Annotated in this window: 10 protein-coding genes; 2 read left to right on the forward strand and 8 right to left on the reverse strand. The window is 43.2% G+C overall.

Going from position 1 to position 14,852, the window contains the following annotated elements; translation table 11 throughout:
- Nucleotides 1-42: 42 nt before the first annotated feature.
- Complete coding sequence (locus ACFGVS_RS11085; protein ID WP_439698662.1) at nt 43-1,851, forward strand: MutS-related protein; 1,809 nt, start codon at nt 43-45, stop codon at nt 1,849-1,851.
- A 621-nt stretch (nt 1,852-2,472) separates the two neighbouring features.
- Here ACFGVS_RS11085 and ACFGVS_RS11090 read toward each other — a convergent pair.
- The 6 genes from ACFGVS_RS11090 to ACFGVS_RS11115 all read right to left on the reverse strand — a co-directional run bounded on the left by ACFGVS_RS11090 (nt 2,473) and on the right by ACFGVS_RS11115 (nt 11,180).
- Nucleotides 2,473-5,019 carry a TonB-dependent receptor domain-containing protein gene (locus ACFGVS_RS11090; protein ID WP_439698663.1) on the reverse strand — a complete coding sequence of 849 codons (2,547 nt, stop codon included), beginning with the start codon at nt 5,017-5,019 and terminating at the stop codon, nt 2,473-2,475.
- 130 nt (nt 5,020-5,149) lie between these two features.
- Nucleotides 5,150-6,097: an acyltransferase family protein gene (locus ACFGVS_RS11095; protein WP_439698664.1), complete on the reverse strand. Its 948-nt coding sequence runs from the start codon at nt 6,095-6,097 to the stop codon at nt 5,150-5,152.
- 85 nt (nt 6,098-6,182) lie between these two features.
- Entirely contained in the window at nt 6,183-6,392 is a 210-nt protein-coding gene (locus ACFGVS_RS11100; protein WP_439698665.1) for a cysteine-rich CWC family protein, read from the reverse strand.
- A gap of 314 nt (nt 6,393-6,706) precedes the next feature.
- Nucleotides 6,707-9,079, reverse strand: coding sequence for a ribonucleoside-diphosphate reductase subunit alpha (locus ACFGVS_RS11105; protein WP_090645134.1), 2,373 nt, complete (start codon nt 9,077-9,079; stop codon nt 6,707-6,709).
- Between the two features lie 182 nt (nt 9,080-9,261).
- Nucleotides 9,262-10,233 (reverse strand): ribonucleoside-diphosphate reductase small subunit, encoded by a 972-nt coding sequence (locus ACFGVS_RS11110; RefSeq protein WP_274212393.1) that lies wholly within the window; start codon nt 10,231-10,233, stop codon nt 9,262-9,264.
- Nucleotides 10,234-10,817: 584 nt separating this feature from the next.
- Nucleotides 10,818-11,180 (reverse strand): methionine-R-sulfoxide reductase, encoded by a 363-nt coding sequence (locus ACFGVS_RS11115; RefSeq protein WP_274212392.1) that lies wholly within the window; start codon nt 11,178-11,180, stop codon nt 10,818-10,820.
- A gap of 161 nt (nt 11,181-11,341) precedes the next feature.
- Between ACFGVS_RS11115 and ACFGVS_RS11120 the strand changes: the two genes are divergently transcribed.
- Nucleotides 11,342-11,902, forward strand: a complete 561-nt coding sequence (locus ACFGVS_RS11120) for a hypothetical protein (protein WP_439698666.1) — start codon at nt 11,342-11,344, stop codon at nt 11,900-11,902.
- Between the two features lie 125 nt (nt 11,903-12,027).
- On the opposite strand, the gene ACFGVS_RS11125 is transcribed toward ACFGVS_RS11120, so the two are convergent.
- Both ACFGVS_RS11125 and sucD read right to left on the reverse strand, forming a co-directional pair.
- A complete protein-coding gene (locus ACFGVS_RS11125; RefSeq protein ID WP_439698667.1) occupies nt 12,028-13,572 on the reverse strand; it encodes a serine hydrolase domain-containing protein in 1,545 nt (514 codons plus the stop codon).
- Between the two features lie 191 nt (nt 13,573-13,763).
- On the reverse strand, nt 13,764-14,642 hold the full coding sequence (gene sucD, locus ACFGVS_RS11130; protein WP_274212389.1) for a succinate--CoA ligase subunit alpha: 879 nt from the start codon (nt 14,640-14,642) through the stop codon (nt 13,764-13,766).
- Nucleotides 14,643-14,852 lie beyond the last annotated feature (210 nt).

The raw sequence follows: 14,852 nt of genomic DNA on the forward strand, positions 1-14,852 counted from the left end.
TAAAATATATGTGTTTATTTAGCCACAACTTTTTTACCGGGTATGCAACAGGATATTATTACCAATTATCAACAACGCGCCGATGCCGCACAGCAGGAAGCCGCCAAATATAAAAGACTTGCCAATACGTATTCATTATTGAGGCTCAGCATCTTCGCCCTTATGGTAGTAGCCATCAGCATTGGTGTGCAGCAGGATAATTTTACCATTGTAGCCCTGGCCTTTGTAGTACTTATTTTCGCGTTTGCGTGGCTGGTATCCCGCCAAAGCCGGTTCGAAAAACTTAAACAGTACTACGATGACCTGCAAAAAGTAAATCTGAACGAAATTGCCAGCATCCAAACCCATGCCAATATGTATAACGATGGCATCCGGTTTTGCAACGAAAAACACTTTTACACCTCCGACCTGGATATTTTCGGCAACGCCTCCCTGTACCAGCTGGTTAACCGCACAGCCACATCAACCGGCAATAATAAACTTGCCGGATGGTTTGATAAACCGGCAACCAAAGCCACCATTCTACACCGACAGGAGGCGGTTAAAGAAATAGCTACCAAAAACGACTGGAAACTTTCGGTGCAAACCTTATTGGTATATGCCATTCAGCAGGATGTCAATCAGCTTAAAAACCTTTTCAAATACCTGCACCTTCCGCTTGATATGCCCGGCGAAAAATGGCTTGCCATGTACACCAAAATAGCGCCGTATTTGTTTACTGGTGTTTTGACACTGGCCTGGTTTATCCCGCAGGCTAAGCTGGCGGCAATTATAATAGGTATTGCCAACATGGGCATCGTGTTTTCAAAAGCCATGTACATTAGCAAAGCCGATATGATTGCCGGTAAAATTGGCGATACGCTGGCCAAATACGCCGATGTATTTAAACAGGCGGAAGACGAACCCTGGCAAGCCAGCTATAATGCATCGCTTGCTGCATTATTAAAAACCAGCCAAACCTCCAACAAAATAAAAGAACTGGCCAACCTGATCAACAAGCTCAATTATCACCTTAATATGATTGTTGGCTTTGTGCTTAACCTGTTCTTTTTGTGGGATATCCGGCAGGTAATAGCCATTGAAAACTGGAAACGCCAGAATAACGAAAGCCTGGAAGCCGCTTTTGATGTTATTGCCGAATTTGAGGCCCTTATCAGCCTGGCAAGCCTCGCCATTAATTACCCGGATTGGGCTTACCCGCAAATTGAAGATAAACCAGGCTATACACTCATCGCCCACTCACTTGCCCACCCGCTTATCGATGCCACCAAGCGTATCGAAAATAATTATGAACTGGAAGATACCCATAAGATAGATATCATCACAGGCTCAAATATGGCGGGCAAGAGCACTTTTTTGCGCACCATAGGTATAAATACCGTACTGGCGCTTTGCGGCGCTCCTGTGTGCGCTAAAAGCATGCGGGTATCGGTTATCACCATCATTAGCTACATGCGCATTAAAGATTCACTTAACGAAAGCACATCAACCTTCAAGGCCGAGCTCGACCGCCTGCAAATGTTGCTGGCCGCGGTAGAAAACGAGCCCAAGATATTTTTCCTGATAGATGAAATGCTGCGCGGCACCAACTCGGTTGATAAATACCTTGGCTCCAAAGCGGTAATTGAACAGCTGATCCGCAAAAATGCCGTGGGTATGGTGGCCACCCACGATTTGCAGATAGCCCGGCTTGAAGATAAATATCCCGATTATGTACGCAACTTCTACTTCGATATCCAGGTAAAAGACGGCGAAATGCTGTTTGACTATAAGATAAAACATGGCGAGTGCAAAACGTTCAACGCGTCGCTGCTATTGAAGCAGATAGGGATCAATGTAGAGGCGGAATAGAATCAAGAGTCAAGACGCCTCGGGAACGACATTGCGAATATACTTCAGAATGATCCTAAAAAAATAGGGATGACGCGTTTGCTTTAGAGCCTCACAACAACCATGTCATAGCGAGTATCCATCAGCTTCGGCTGGAAAAAACAGTAATGACATGGTTGCAAATGGGGTATTCTGGGTACCATCAGACTTGCGCTTCCTTTTAAAAAGCGGTGGAAAAGTGCGATTCCCCTCTTGAGAGGGGCGGAGGGGTGTGTTATGCACGCGCAATGAAACGCGGAAAAACACACCCCTGCCAACGCACCTCCTACCGCGCCCCCTCTCGAGAGGGGAATAAAAAATACATTTGATAATCAACGTATTATAATCATGTCATTATAAGCGCAGCGTGGCAATCGCGAACCGTGCAGATCCGCCCTGTATAGTCCGCGATTGCTTCGTTCCTCGCAATGACATAGATTATTAAAAAAATATCGCTGACAATCAGCATTTTGCGAACACCTCACTATAAGGAGTAGCGACATGGCATCAATGTAACTATAAGTAAAAAAGGGCCGGAAGATTAACTCTCCCGGCCCTGCTATTTTCAAAAAGTCTTGATTCTTGACTCTTGACTCTAAAGTCTTATCTTCCTCCTGATGGTGTGCCACCCTGGCCACCACCCTGATCGCCTTGTTTAAGGTCATCGTTGTTTACGCCTTTTTTCTGTTGTTGCGGGTTGCTGAAGCTTAGTTTACCAAAGCTGTAGCTAAACGTTATACCGAACGAGCGGAAAGGGAACGCGGTTGAGCTTTTTAACGAAAATGCGTCGCTGCTTATGTTTTGGTCAAAGTGTTTGTCGCGGGCAAATGGCTGAACGGTGTTAAAGCCGATAGCCAGTTTTTTATCCATAAACTGTTTCTTTAAACCAAAGGCATAAATACCGAATGCCGGGCTGGTACCTTGTATGGTGCGGCGGGCGGAATTGGTAAAGCCAAACAATTCGGCCAAAAAGTTATGCGGAAACTGGTATGATGCACTTCCGAAAGCCGAGTATTGGAAATAAACGCCCGTTGCCGAAGCTTTATCTTTATAAGCATCAAATATGGTTGGGTTATAGGTATAACCATTAATGCTCGCCCTTATGGTTAAAGGTTTTATCGGGTTTATCGACCCAAAGAAACTTGCGCCAAAGGAATTGTTTTTACCAATGTTTTGGTAGGCGGTGCGGGTTGCATGTACCACCTGGCCACGTATGGTTTCGGTCAGTGTATCAGCGATACCCTCAATCATGTTGTTGGTATTTTTATAATAAACCGAGAAGTTGATCACCGATGATTTAACGAATTTGTTAATGTTCAGTTCTATGGTTTGCGATACTTCGGGCGCCAGGTTTACGTTACCAACCGTTTGGCTTTGTATGGAACTGCGGTTAATAAACGGATTTAAAAACTGCAGGCTTGGCCTTTGTATACGCTTGCTGTATGATAATTTAAGCGTTTGGCTGCCCAGTTGTTTCTGTATGGTCAGGCTCGGAACATAAGTTGTATAGCTGGTGCTAAATGGGCTTAAGTTCTGGTACAGATCGCCCACCTTATCCGGATCCTGGTAAGGATTCTGCGGGTCGCCTTTTATCCTGGTGTTTTCAACACGGCCACCTACCAGTAACGAATAGCTTTTTGGTAAAGTGAAGGTTAAAACAGTATAACCGGCGTATACGTTCTGGTTATAATCATACAGGTTCGAGTTCAATGAATCGCGAATGGCATTGTTGCCGCTGTTATCTGTATCAAATATATCGTAGTTACTGTTTATGCGGCGTTGTATGGTTTTACCGCCGGCCTCAATTTTTACTACTTTGCTTACAGGCAAAGTATAATCGGCCTGGAAAGTATATTCGTTGTTTTTACCATCGTTATTTCCCTTTTGGCTTGGGTTAACTGCTGTAAACAAGCTGTTGTAGTCTGTTTTGATAATGCTATGGCTCCATTGGCCCGAAAGCGTAAACTCCTCCCCTTCTTTTTTAAACTTGTGCGTATAATCAAGGTTCCAGTCAAAACCACCAAAATGATTGTGCGATTGGGTTGTACTTGTGTATTGGGTTAAAATACTCCCGGCTTGTATATTATTAATACCGTTTCCGGCAATATTAAAACCACCATCATTAAGTCTGAAGGTACTGTTAAAGCTGTTGAACGCATTAACCTCGTACCCCATAGTTACTGAGCTTATGACGCCATGCCTTTTAATACGGCTTGTCGAGTTGTTAAAGTTATGGCGGGTTATACTTCCATCAGCACCTTTAAACTGCTGATCGAACGTGGTTGTTGATGTTTGCGGCCAGGTTAAGTTACCGCCGGCATTGATACCCAAACTAAACCTGTTTTTATTATAGTTAAGGTTAATGTTACCGTTGTTTTGGCGTGTACCCACACCACCGCTTACCGAGCCGCTGATGCCTGATACATTTTTTTGCTTGGTAATGATGTTGATGATACCACCAGAGCCTTCCGCATCATATTTTGCAGATGGAGATGTTACTACCTCGATGCTCTTGATCTGATCGGCAGGGATGGTTTTTAAAACATCCGATAAGCTGGCCGATGTGGCGCCGGATGGTTTACCGTTAATCAAAACTTTAACATTCTGATCGCCGCGGATTGATACGTTACCGTTAATATCCACGTTTACCAAAGGTACTTTTTGCAACACATCTGTAGCGTTACCGCCTGCAGATGTAAGGTCTTTTTCGGCGTTATAAACAATTTTGTCTATCTTGTTTTCTACCAGCGGTGCCTGACCAACGACATTAACGGTTGCCAGTGTTTTTGATCCCGGCGACAAATAAACCGTATTCAGTTTTGCATCGGGTTTTGAAGCCGTAGTTACCACAGGATCTATCGTTTTTGATGGATAACCAAGAAAAGAAATAAGGAGTTTGTAGCTCCCAGGCTTTACATTGTCTATCTTAAAATTACCTTTCGAGTCGGTTAAAACACCATTTATGGGCGATTTACCGCCACTGCGATACAGACCTACAGATGTATAATCCATAGGTTGTTTGGTAACAGAATCAATAACAGTACCAGATATGCGGCCAACAACTGTGGGGCCGCCGCCACCTACCCCAAATTGAGCTTTAGCCGAAACGGCAAAACAGAATAGAAGTATAAAAAAGTAAAAACGTTTCATTTATAAAGATTTTGGTAATTGGAGGCGAAAATACTTCAAATGTTACACCCCAATCCTTTATTTTTTTGATAAAATGCTAATTGTCATGTACATGTTACACTAAGATGAGATAACAGCAAACGATAATAAACTATATGTTATAATTCACCTGCTTTGATAATTTCAAACAAGGCTTCTCAACCAGTAAATAAAATCCCCAGGCAAACAAAATGCTCACGCCAAGGCCGGTTAAAAACTCTACTCCTTTAAAAAACAGTGATTTTGGCAACAGCATCCCCAGGTAAACAACCAGGTTACTGCCAATGATATCATGGGTGAGGTATAGCGAAAATGAAATTTTAGAAAGAAAGCTGATAACCGGGTAACTTTTTAAAGGCAACAACAATATACCCAGGGCAAGTAATGCCGCGCAGGTTTGCGCCAAACCAACCGAATACACGCTGCAAGCGGTAATTAAAATACAAAAAACAAGCACATCATTTAAAGTTTTTCCTTTTACCTTATATAAATAATACAAAATACCCAGCGCAAACACCGGGAAGCTATTGATTAAAGTGTTGCCCGGCACCTTTAAAAATACCGGTAAAATACTTAACAGCAATAACAGCCAAGCCCCCCGTTTACCTGTAAACCATGGAAAACACAGCGCTACAAACAGGTAAAACTGAAATTCGATGCCCAACGTCCAATAAACGGGGCTTAAGTATGGCTGCCCCAAAAAGCTATTAAGATAGGCCAGGTGACAAACGGCATTAACCCAATCGGGGCGGTAATGGGCTACCCAAAAAAAGTTCATAATAATGGCCATCACTATCGAGATGATGTACGGCGGCTCGATACGGATAACCCGCTTGATGATAAAGCGGCCACTCAGTTTCCAGCTATAATTTTCAGGAATAGCCCAGCAAATAATAAAGCCCGATAAAAGGAAAAACATATAAACGCCCAGCCAGCCATAATTTAAAACAGGCAAGGTTTTACCCCCCAAATGGTACAGCGTTACAACCAGCGAAGCTATCGCCCGGATATAATCAACCTGTTGAATGTGTGGTTTTTGTTTTGTACTGATAGCGGCCATGCTTAACAGCTGGATTATTGATGCTGTTGGCGCTAAGATATTGTTTTTAAATTATTGAGTGGCCTGATGATTTTTAATGGGGCTATTATTCGATACCCATCCCTACCCTATACTCCTGTTGAACAAGTAACAGGCAGTTGGCACATAAACAGCCCTCATACAGCTCACTCACATACTGCACCTCGTTCAAAGTAAGCTGCACACTACTGCATTGGCACTTGGTGAATGAATTGGCTTTACATTCAAAAGGCGCCTCACAGCGTTCGCAACGGATGATTTCGTGTTTGGGGTGCATTTTTTAGTCCGGAAGTCGGGAAAGTCCGGAAGTCCGAAAGTTGTTTTGTCAAAGGTCGACAAGTTTGATAGCAAATAAAAGCTTTTCAGATCATTATAATGTAAAAGAGAAGAAGTCGGAAAGTTCAGAAGCTAACCGTAGGCTAAATATAAAAGACCAATGAGCTACGAAGCTTATCGGTCTTTGTATCTTTCGGACTTTTTCGACTTTCGGACTTTCCGACTACTAATAATGTAAAAGACCGGTAAGCTAATACGCTTCCGGTCTTCTTTTATCTTTCGGACTTCCCGACTTTCGGACTTTCCGACTAATACTTACGCCGAACAAGTAACGCAGCCTTCTTCCATCGAGCAGCTTGGGCCTTCTGGTACGTTGTCGGCCATTTGGTCTACATGGTCAGGTATAACCGGCTCCATGTTTGATCCGCCCTGGTTTTCAACCGTAAACTTAACAGCTTGCGAAGCGGCTTGTGTACGCAGGTAATACATACCTGTTTTTAAGCCTTTTTTCCATGCGTAGAAGTGCATTGACGTTAGTTTTGAAGCGTTTGGCGCATTGATGAACAGGTTTAATGATTGCGATTGGCAAACATAAGCACCCCTATCGGCAGCCATATCAATGATGTTACGCATCTTAATTTCCCAAACTGTTTTGTACAGTTCTTTAATAGCTGATGGTATCTCGGCAATATCCTGAACAGATCCGTTTGCAGTGATGATCTTATCTTTCATAGCCGGTGTCCACAAACCAAGGTTAACCAAATCGCGCAGCAGGTATTTGTTTACCACAATAAACTCACCACTTAGTACGCGGCGGGTATAAATGTTTGAGGTATATGGCTCAAAGCACTCGTTGTTACCTAATATTTGTGAAGTTGATGCTGTTGGCATTGGCGCTACTAACAGTGAGTTGCGCACACCATGGTTCATTACATCAAGGCGCAGGTTTTCCCAATCCCAACGGGTGCTGGCAGGGGCTACATTCCATAAATCAAACTGGAATTTACCTTTTGATAATGGAGAACCCTGGAAGGTTTCGTAAGGACCATCTTTGATAGCCAAATCTTTTGAAGCCGTCATGGCCGCAAAGTAAATGGTTTCAAAAATCTCTTTGTTCAGCTGTTTGGCTTCATCACTTTCAAACGGCATACGCAGCTGGATGAAAGTATCGGCCAAACCTTGTACACCTAAACCGATAGGGCGGTGACGCAGGTTTGAGTATTCGGCTTCTTTAACCGGGTAGTAGTTATAATCGATGATCTTGTTCAGATTTAAAGTAGCCTGGTAAGTAACATCATATAGTTTGTTATGATCAAACGTGCCATTGTTAATGTAGCGTGGCAATGCTAATGAAGCCAGGTTACAAACCGCAATTTCGTTGGCATCGGTATACTCCATAATTTCGGTACAAAGGTTTGAACTTTTGATAGTACCTAAATTTTGCTGGTTCGATTTGCTGTTGGCAGCATCTTTATATAACAGGTATGGTGTACCGGTTTCAACCTGGGCATCCAATACGGCAAACCACAATTCCTGTGCTTTGATGGTACGGCGTGCACGGCCTTCTTTTTCGTATTTGGTGTAAAGGGCAACAAACTCATCGCCAAAGCAATCGGCCAGGCCTGGTGCTTCATGCGGGCAAAACAAGCTCCACTCTTCGTTGGCCTCAACGCGCTGCATAAATAAGTCAGATACCCAAAGAGCGTAAAACAAATCGCGGGCACGCATTTCTTCTTTACCGTGGTTTTTACGCAGATCTAAAAATTCGAAGATGTCTGCATGCCATGGCTCTAAGTAAATAGCGAAAGCGCCTTTACGTTTGCCGCCACCCTGGTCAACATAACGGGCGGTATCGTTAAATACGCGCAGCATTGGAATAATACCGTTGCTGGTACCGTTTGTACCGCTGATGTATGAACCTGTAGCACGCACATTGTGGATGCTTAGGCCTATACCACCTGCGCTTTGGGATATTTTTGCTGTTTGTTTTAAAGTATCGTAAATACCATCAATGCTATCATCTTTCATGGTTAACAGGAAGCATGACGACATTTGTGGTTTTGGAGTACCGGCATTAAATAAAGTAGGTGTAGCGTGTGTAAACCAACGCTCGCTCATCAGGTGATAAGTTTTGATGGCGCTCTCTACATCCTCTTTATGGATACCAACAGATACACGCATAAACAGGTGCTGCGGACGTTCAACAATTTTACCATCAACCTTTAACAGGTATGATTTTTCGAGGGTTTTAAAACCGAAATAATCAAAACCAAAGTCGCGGTCGTAAATGATGGTGCTGTCTAATAATTCGGCATTTTTCTCAATCACTTCCCAAACATCATCAGCAATTAACGATGCGTTTTTGCCGGTTTTGCTATCCACGTAGTTGTACAGGATACGCATAGTTTCAGAGAACGACTTGATGGTGTTCTTGTGCAGGTTTGATACTGCAATACGCGATGCCAGCAAAGCATAATCAGGATGCTTCGTCGTCAGTGATGCGGCAGTCTCGGCAGCAAGGTTATCAAGTTCTGATGTGGTTACCCCATCAAACAAACCTTCAATTACCTTTTTTGCCACATCAATTGGGTCAACCAGGTTGAACCCGTAGCACAGTTTTTCAATACGTGCCGTGATCTTGTCGAATTTTACCGACTCTTTTCTACCGTCTCTTTTTACTACCAGCATTTTTTTTTCAGTATTTAGTAGTTAGTAGCAAGTAGCAAGACCTGAACCAACTCGTTTACGTATATATATTATTAACTCTTATTCTTTATTAACCGGGCGTCGCAAACTTTGTTGGCCACCGAACCTCTGTTTGTATCTGACTTAGTATCTTGATACTTGATACTAACTACTTGATACTATTCTTAGAAGTCTTCATCAAGCGAAAACGCTTTGCTTTCGGCATTGTTTAATACGCCGCTTTTCTGGTAATCGCCAACACGTTTTTCGAAGAAGTTGGTTTTGCCCTGCAGCGATATCATTTCCATGAAGTCGAAGGGATTGCTGGCGCCGTAATGTTTTTCGTAACCAAGTTCGCCAAGCCATCTGTCGGCAACAAACTCAATGTACTGGCCCATCATTTTGGCGTTCATGCCAATCAGGTTAACAGGCAGCGCGTCGGTAACAAATTCCTTTTCTATTTCAACCGCATCGGTAATGATCTTGGTAACAGCTTCGGCGCTTAGACGCTTGTTAAGCATTTTGTATAATAAACATGCAAACTCGCAGTGCGAACCTTCGTCACGTGAGATTAGCTCGTTACTGAAGGTCAGTCCCGGCATCAGGCCGCGTTTTTTAAGCCAGAAGATTGAGCAAAAGCTTCCCGAGAAGAAAATGCCTTCAACAGCTGCAAATGCTACCAAACGCTCAGCAAAGTTGCCGTTGTTTATCCAACGTAGCGCCCATTCGGCTTTTTTGGTAACACATGGAATGGTATCAATAGCATGAAACAGGCGGTCTTTTTCGGCCGGGTCTTTGATATAGGTATCAATTAACAGCGCATAAGTTTCTGAGTGGATGTTTTCCATCATGATCTGGAAGCCGTAAAAACAACGGGCCTCGGGCAACTGCACCTCGCTCATGAAATTCACGGCCAGGTTTTCGTTCACAATACCATCGCTGGCGGCAAAGAAAGCCAGTATGTGCGAAATAAAATGCTTCTCGCCCGAATTCAGGTTTTCCCAATGCTTCATATCGTCCGAAAGATCGATCTCCTCGGCTGTCCAGAAACTGGCTTCAGCCTTTTTATACATTTCCCAAATAGCCGGATACTTAATAGGCAGTATCACAAACCTGTCCTTGTTCTCTTTCAGTAATATTTCGTCTTCCTGTATCATAGGGGCACCTGTTTTTTTTCGTTTTATTGTTTACTTAGTGACATCAGACACCAACACCGGCCTTATTAAAAAATAAAGCTTTCATTTTGCTGCAACATGGCTTACCAATCACAGTTTTTAATATGTAAATTCCTGACAGTTAAGTGTTTGCATTACTGGATGATGAATACATCCGACTGTCTGTTGAATACCTTTTTATTACCTTGTAGAACAAAGTTAATGTTTGAGTTGGTATCGTGTTAATGATAGTTTTTAACAAAGGCCCGAGTTATTAACACTTTGTCGATTTATTTTAAACGGGGCTTTGTTGAAAGAAAATTAATAGACTTGATTACAGCTAATTAAAATTACCCTGGCAATTGCATAGTGTAAAAACAGGGCCGAACCAATAATTTAACATTACAAATTACTTTACTTAACACAGACAGTTATTGAAAAATAGATAACGCCTTCACTAAAGGCTGGTATCAATCTCTAAATCGGGCTGAAAAAGCGGCCCAAAAAACCAAATGTGGATAAACAAAATGCCCCGCGGGATAAAACCAAACGGAGTATTCCTAAAAGTTTTAAGAAAGTTATTGCCCTCAACCTGCCGGAACAAATTTCATTGATACCGAGTTTACGCAATGACGGGTGTTTTTGGGGGTGAGGTATTCTCCTTCGAAAACGTGGCCCAGGTGGGCGCCGCAATTGGCGCATACAATCTCAACCCGGCGTCCATCTGCATCGGGTACCCTTTTTACAGCACCTGGAATCTCGTCGTCAAAACTTGGCCAGCCGCAATGCGATTCAAATTTCGACTCTGAAGTGTACAGCGGTGTATCACAGCGTTTACAAACGTACAGGCCTTGCGCATGATTATTTAATAACGAACCGGTAAATGGCCTTTCGGTACCTTTATGCAGTATAATATATTCTTCTTCGGGTGTTAGCTTATTGTATTCCATTTTAATTATTGAATGACTGAATTATTGAATTAGTGATTGAGAAAATCACCGTTTTGCTACATAAATATACGACAATTAAGGGGGATTGGATGTTTTGGGGTGATGTTTACATTGGGTTGACGTACACAATAAATACCAAAAATTACGGTTATCTTGCTACCATGAATCCATACCTCCTATTATTGGCGTTTGTGTTTACAGTTGGTAAACCAAAACATGATTGGGCTTTAGCTTCCTCGGTTCACATACATGAACAGATGACTGATACCCCGAGGCTGGCTATTTTAAACCTGGAAAAAAACCTGGTCAGTAGTTATTTTGACGAAGGCTCAAAGCCCACCGGACTTTCGCCGGATGAAATAGAAAAAGTAAATCTTTTGATTAACGAGGCGGTTACCCAATATAATATTGATAGCGAAAAAATTTACAAGCAAAACCTGGCAAATACAAAAAAGTACCCAGGCTCTATTGCTTATGACCCGAAGATCAAATCGCCATCCACCTACTACAAACAAATTGTTGCTGTGATTAATGCAAAGGACGAAAAAGAAGTTTGGGTAAATTGCTTTTGTAAATTAGATGACTGGCGCCCCGACAATGACAAAAATTATTGGCGAAAAAATATTGTCAGGATAATGGACGGAGGAAGCTGTTACTTCAACTTAAAGATAAACCTAACCACCGGAACTGTTATTTGGTTTAGGGTAAACGGAGTGGCCTGACCCGACATAAACTACTGTCGTGTCAACAATAATGACGGATATTCTTATAGTCCAAAGCCTTAAGTTCTAAGTCAAAAGAGAAAAAAACAACTTTAGACTTATGACTCAGAACTGTTGACTTAACATTACGGCGTCACTACATCCAAATGGTACTCTTGTATCAGCGGAGGATTTTCGGGCGTCAATGTAAAGCTTACTTTAATATTGGCGTTCTCCCCTTTAATAATAAAATAACCGCGCAACTGGTTTTCCGGCACTACATCGCCAACACTTACCGTTTTACCGGCTTTGGCAAAGGCGGCAGCGGCTGCAACTTTTAATTTACCGGGGAAATAATCCATAAAAAAGTTGTCAGCAAAAATGCCGCTTTCTTTGGCTTTGTTCCAGTCGGCAATAACTTTCAACAGGTCGTTTTTGCGTTGCTCCAATATTAATGATGCCGGCAGCTGGCGGGGTTTTATACCGGTTAAGGCCATAATGGTATCCAGCACCTGCGTATTGGGATAACCGGCCCGCGCATAGGTTAAATTGGCAAACGACACTACGCCGATACCATAATCGGGCATAATGTTCCATTGGCTGCCAAAGCCCGGTAAACCGCCGGTATGGCCAATATAAACCCGGTTATCGCAATCCTTTGCCCAGCGCAGCCCATAAGCATAAGCGCTTACATTGGGGCAAGGGCGGCCTGTGGTTGTTTTGGCATTGGCTGTTAAATAGTTTACATCCCAGGGATACTGCATTTCGCGGATAGAACTGCGTTTAACAGGGCCGGTTTCGGCATCGTCCCTTGGCGGCCAGGCATCCAGGTGCAGGGCCATGTAAATACTAAAATCCTCAATTGTGGTAATCAAGCCACCCATGGCACCGTAAGCGCCATCGTGCAGCAAGGGCTGCTCAACCCATTTATCATCCAGCCAGCGGTAGCCCAGGGCCAGTTGCTCTTTTGGTACTTTGGTGTACTCCCAGTAGGTATGCGTCATCCCCAGTGGTTTCAGGATATTTTCGGTAATATAAGTCTCATAGTTTTTTCCTGATACTTTTTTGATGATGTAACCCAGTGTGGCAAAACCCAGGTTGCTGTACTCATAACCCTGCCCGGGGTTATTAGAAAACGAAACACCTTTTTTATAAATGGCTACCAGTTCGGCATCGCTTACTGCCAGCTGCCTGTCGCCCCAGGGATTATCTTCCGGGTAACCGGCAGCATGGGTAAGCAGCTGGCGTATGGTTATGGGCGTAGCATCTTTAGTAAGGTATTTAGTACCCTTCATTTCGGGAATATACAGGTAAGCAGGATCATCCAGCTTGAGCTTCCCCTCATCGCGAAGCTTTAAAATGGCCATGGCGGTAAGGCTTTTGGTCATGGATGCAATACGGAAAGCCGATTTTGGCGTAGCCGGTATTTTATTGGGCACATCAGTATAGCCCAGGCCCACGGTATGCACCAGTTTACCATCTACAATAATACCATAGGCAACACCTGGCCAATGATTATCTTCGGCATATTTTTTATAAATCTGGTCTATAACCGGGTAAGTGGCTTCTATCTTTTTCAGCCTGTCAGGATCGGTGAAGGCGGCAGGTTTGTAGGTTTGTGCGGTGACTGCTGCGCAACAGGCGGATAATAAAATTATGCTGAATATTTTATACAGATGTTTTGCGATCATGGTGATGTTTTGAAGCTGATGTTTTAAAAATAATGATTTTTCAGCACTGTCTGAATCAGAATTCTCAGAATTTGAGAATTTTCAGAATAGAATACTTCATAAAATAAAAAATCCCGGCCAAAACTGACCAGGATTTAAATATGTTTACTTGCGAACCTTTCGCCTTTAACCTTTTAGCTTTCGCCTCAGACTTAAGCTAACTTAGCCAATTCCTCAGCCATAGCAGCGCCAATTTCGGCAGGCGATTCTACTACGCGGATACCGCACTCGGTCATAATTTTCATTTTGGCTGCAGCTGTGTCGTCGGCACCGCCAACAATTGCACCTGCGTGGCCCATACGGCGGCCCGGAGGCGCTGTTTGGCCAGCAATAAAGCCAACAACCGGTTTAGTACCAAATTCTTTAATCCAACGGGCTGCATCAGCTTCCATACCACCACCAATTTCGCCAATCATGATAATGCCGTGTGTATCCGGATCATTCATCAGCAATTCAACAGCTTCTTTAGTTGGGGTGCCTATGATCGGGTCGCCGCCAATACCTATGGCAGTAGTGATACCCAAACCGGCCTTAACCACCTGATCAACCGCTTCATAAGTTAAGGTACCCGATTTTGAAACTACGCCTACATTACCCTTTTTGAAGATAAAGCCAGGCATAATGCCAATTTTACTTTCGTCGGCAGTAATAATACCGGGGCAGTTAGGGCCAATAAGGCGCGCGTCCTTATCGGTTAAATATTCTTTTACCGCAATCATATCCTTTGTAGGGATACCTTCGGTAATACAAACAATAACTTTAATACCGGCCTCGGCAGCCTCCATAATGGCATCGGCGCCAAAAGCAGGGGGTACAAAAATGATAGATACATCGGCGCCGGTTTGGTCAACCGCGTCTTTAACAGTATTAAAAACAGGCCTGTCCAAATGGCTTTGGCCACCTTTGCCAGGTGTAACACCACCAACAAGCTGGGTACCATAAGCAATCATCTGCTCGGCATGGTAGCTGCCCTCTTTACCGGTGAAACCTTGTACAATAACTTTTGAATCTTTATTTACCAGAACACTCATTGGTTTTTTTCGTTTAGTACGGCAAATCTAAAGTTTTTGGCCGAATGTCAAACCCCATAATAATTTAATAGCAGAATAATTTAGAAATGATAACATAAAAGTGACGTTTTGATATTGATCAGTTATAACTGCAATGCCTGTTTCTAAGTTTTTTCTGGGTGCCATAAGGTCATATTTATAGCAACGGGTGCTGCTTAATCACGCCCATAG

Source organism: Mucilaginibacter sediminis (assembly GCF_051903035.1).
Classification (GTDB): Bacteria; Bacteroidota; Bacteroidia; order Sphingobacteriales; family Sphingobacteriaceae; genus Mucilaginibacter.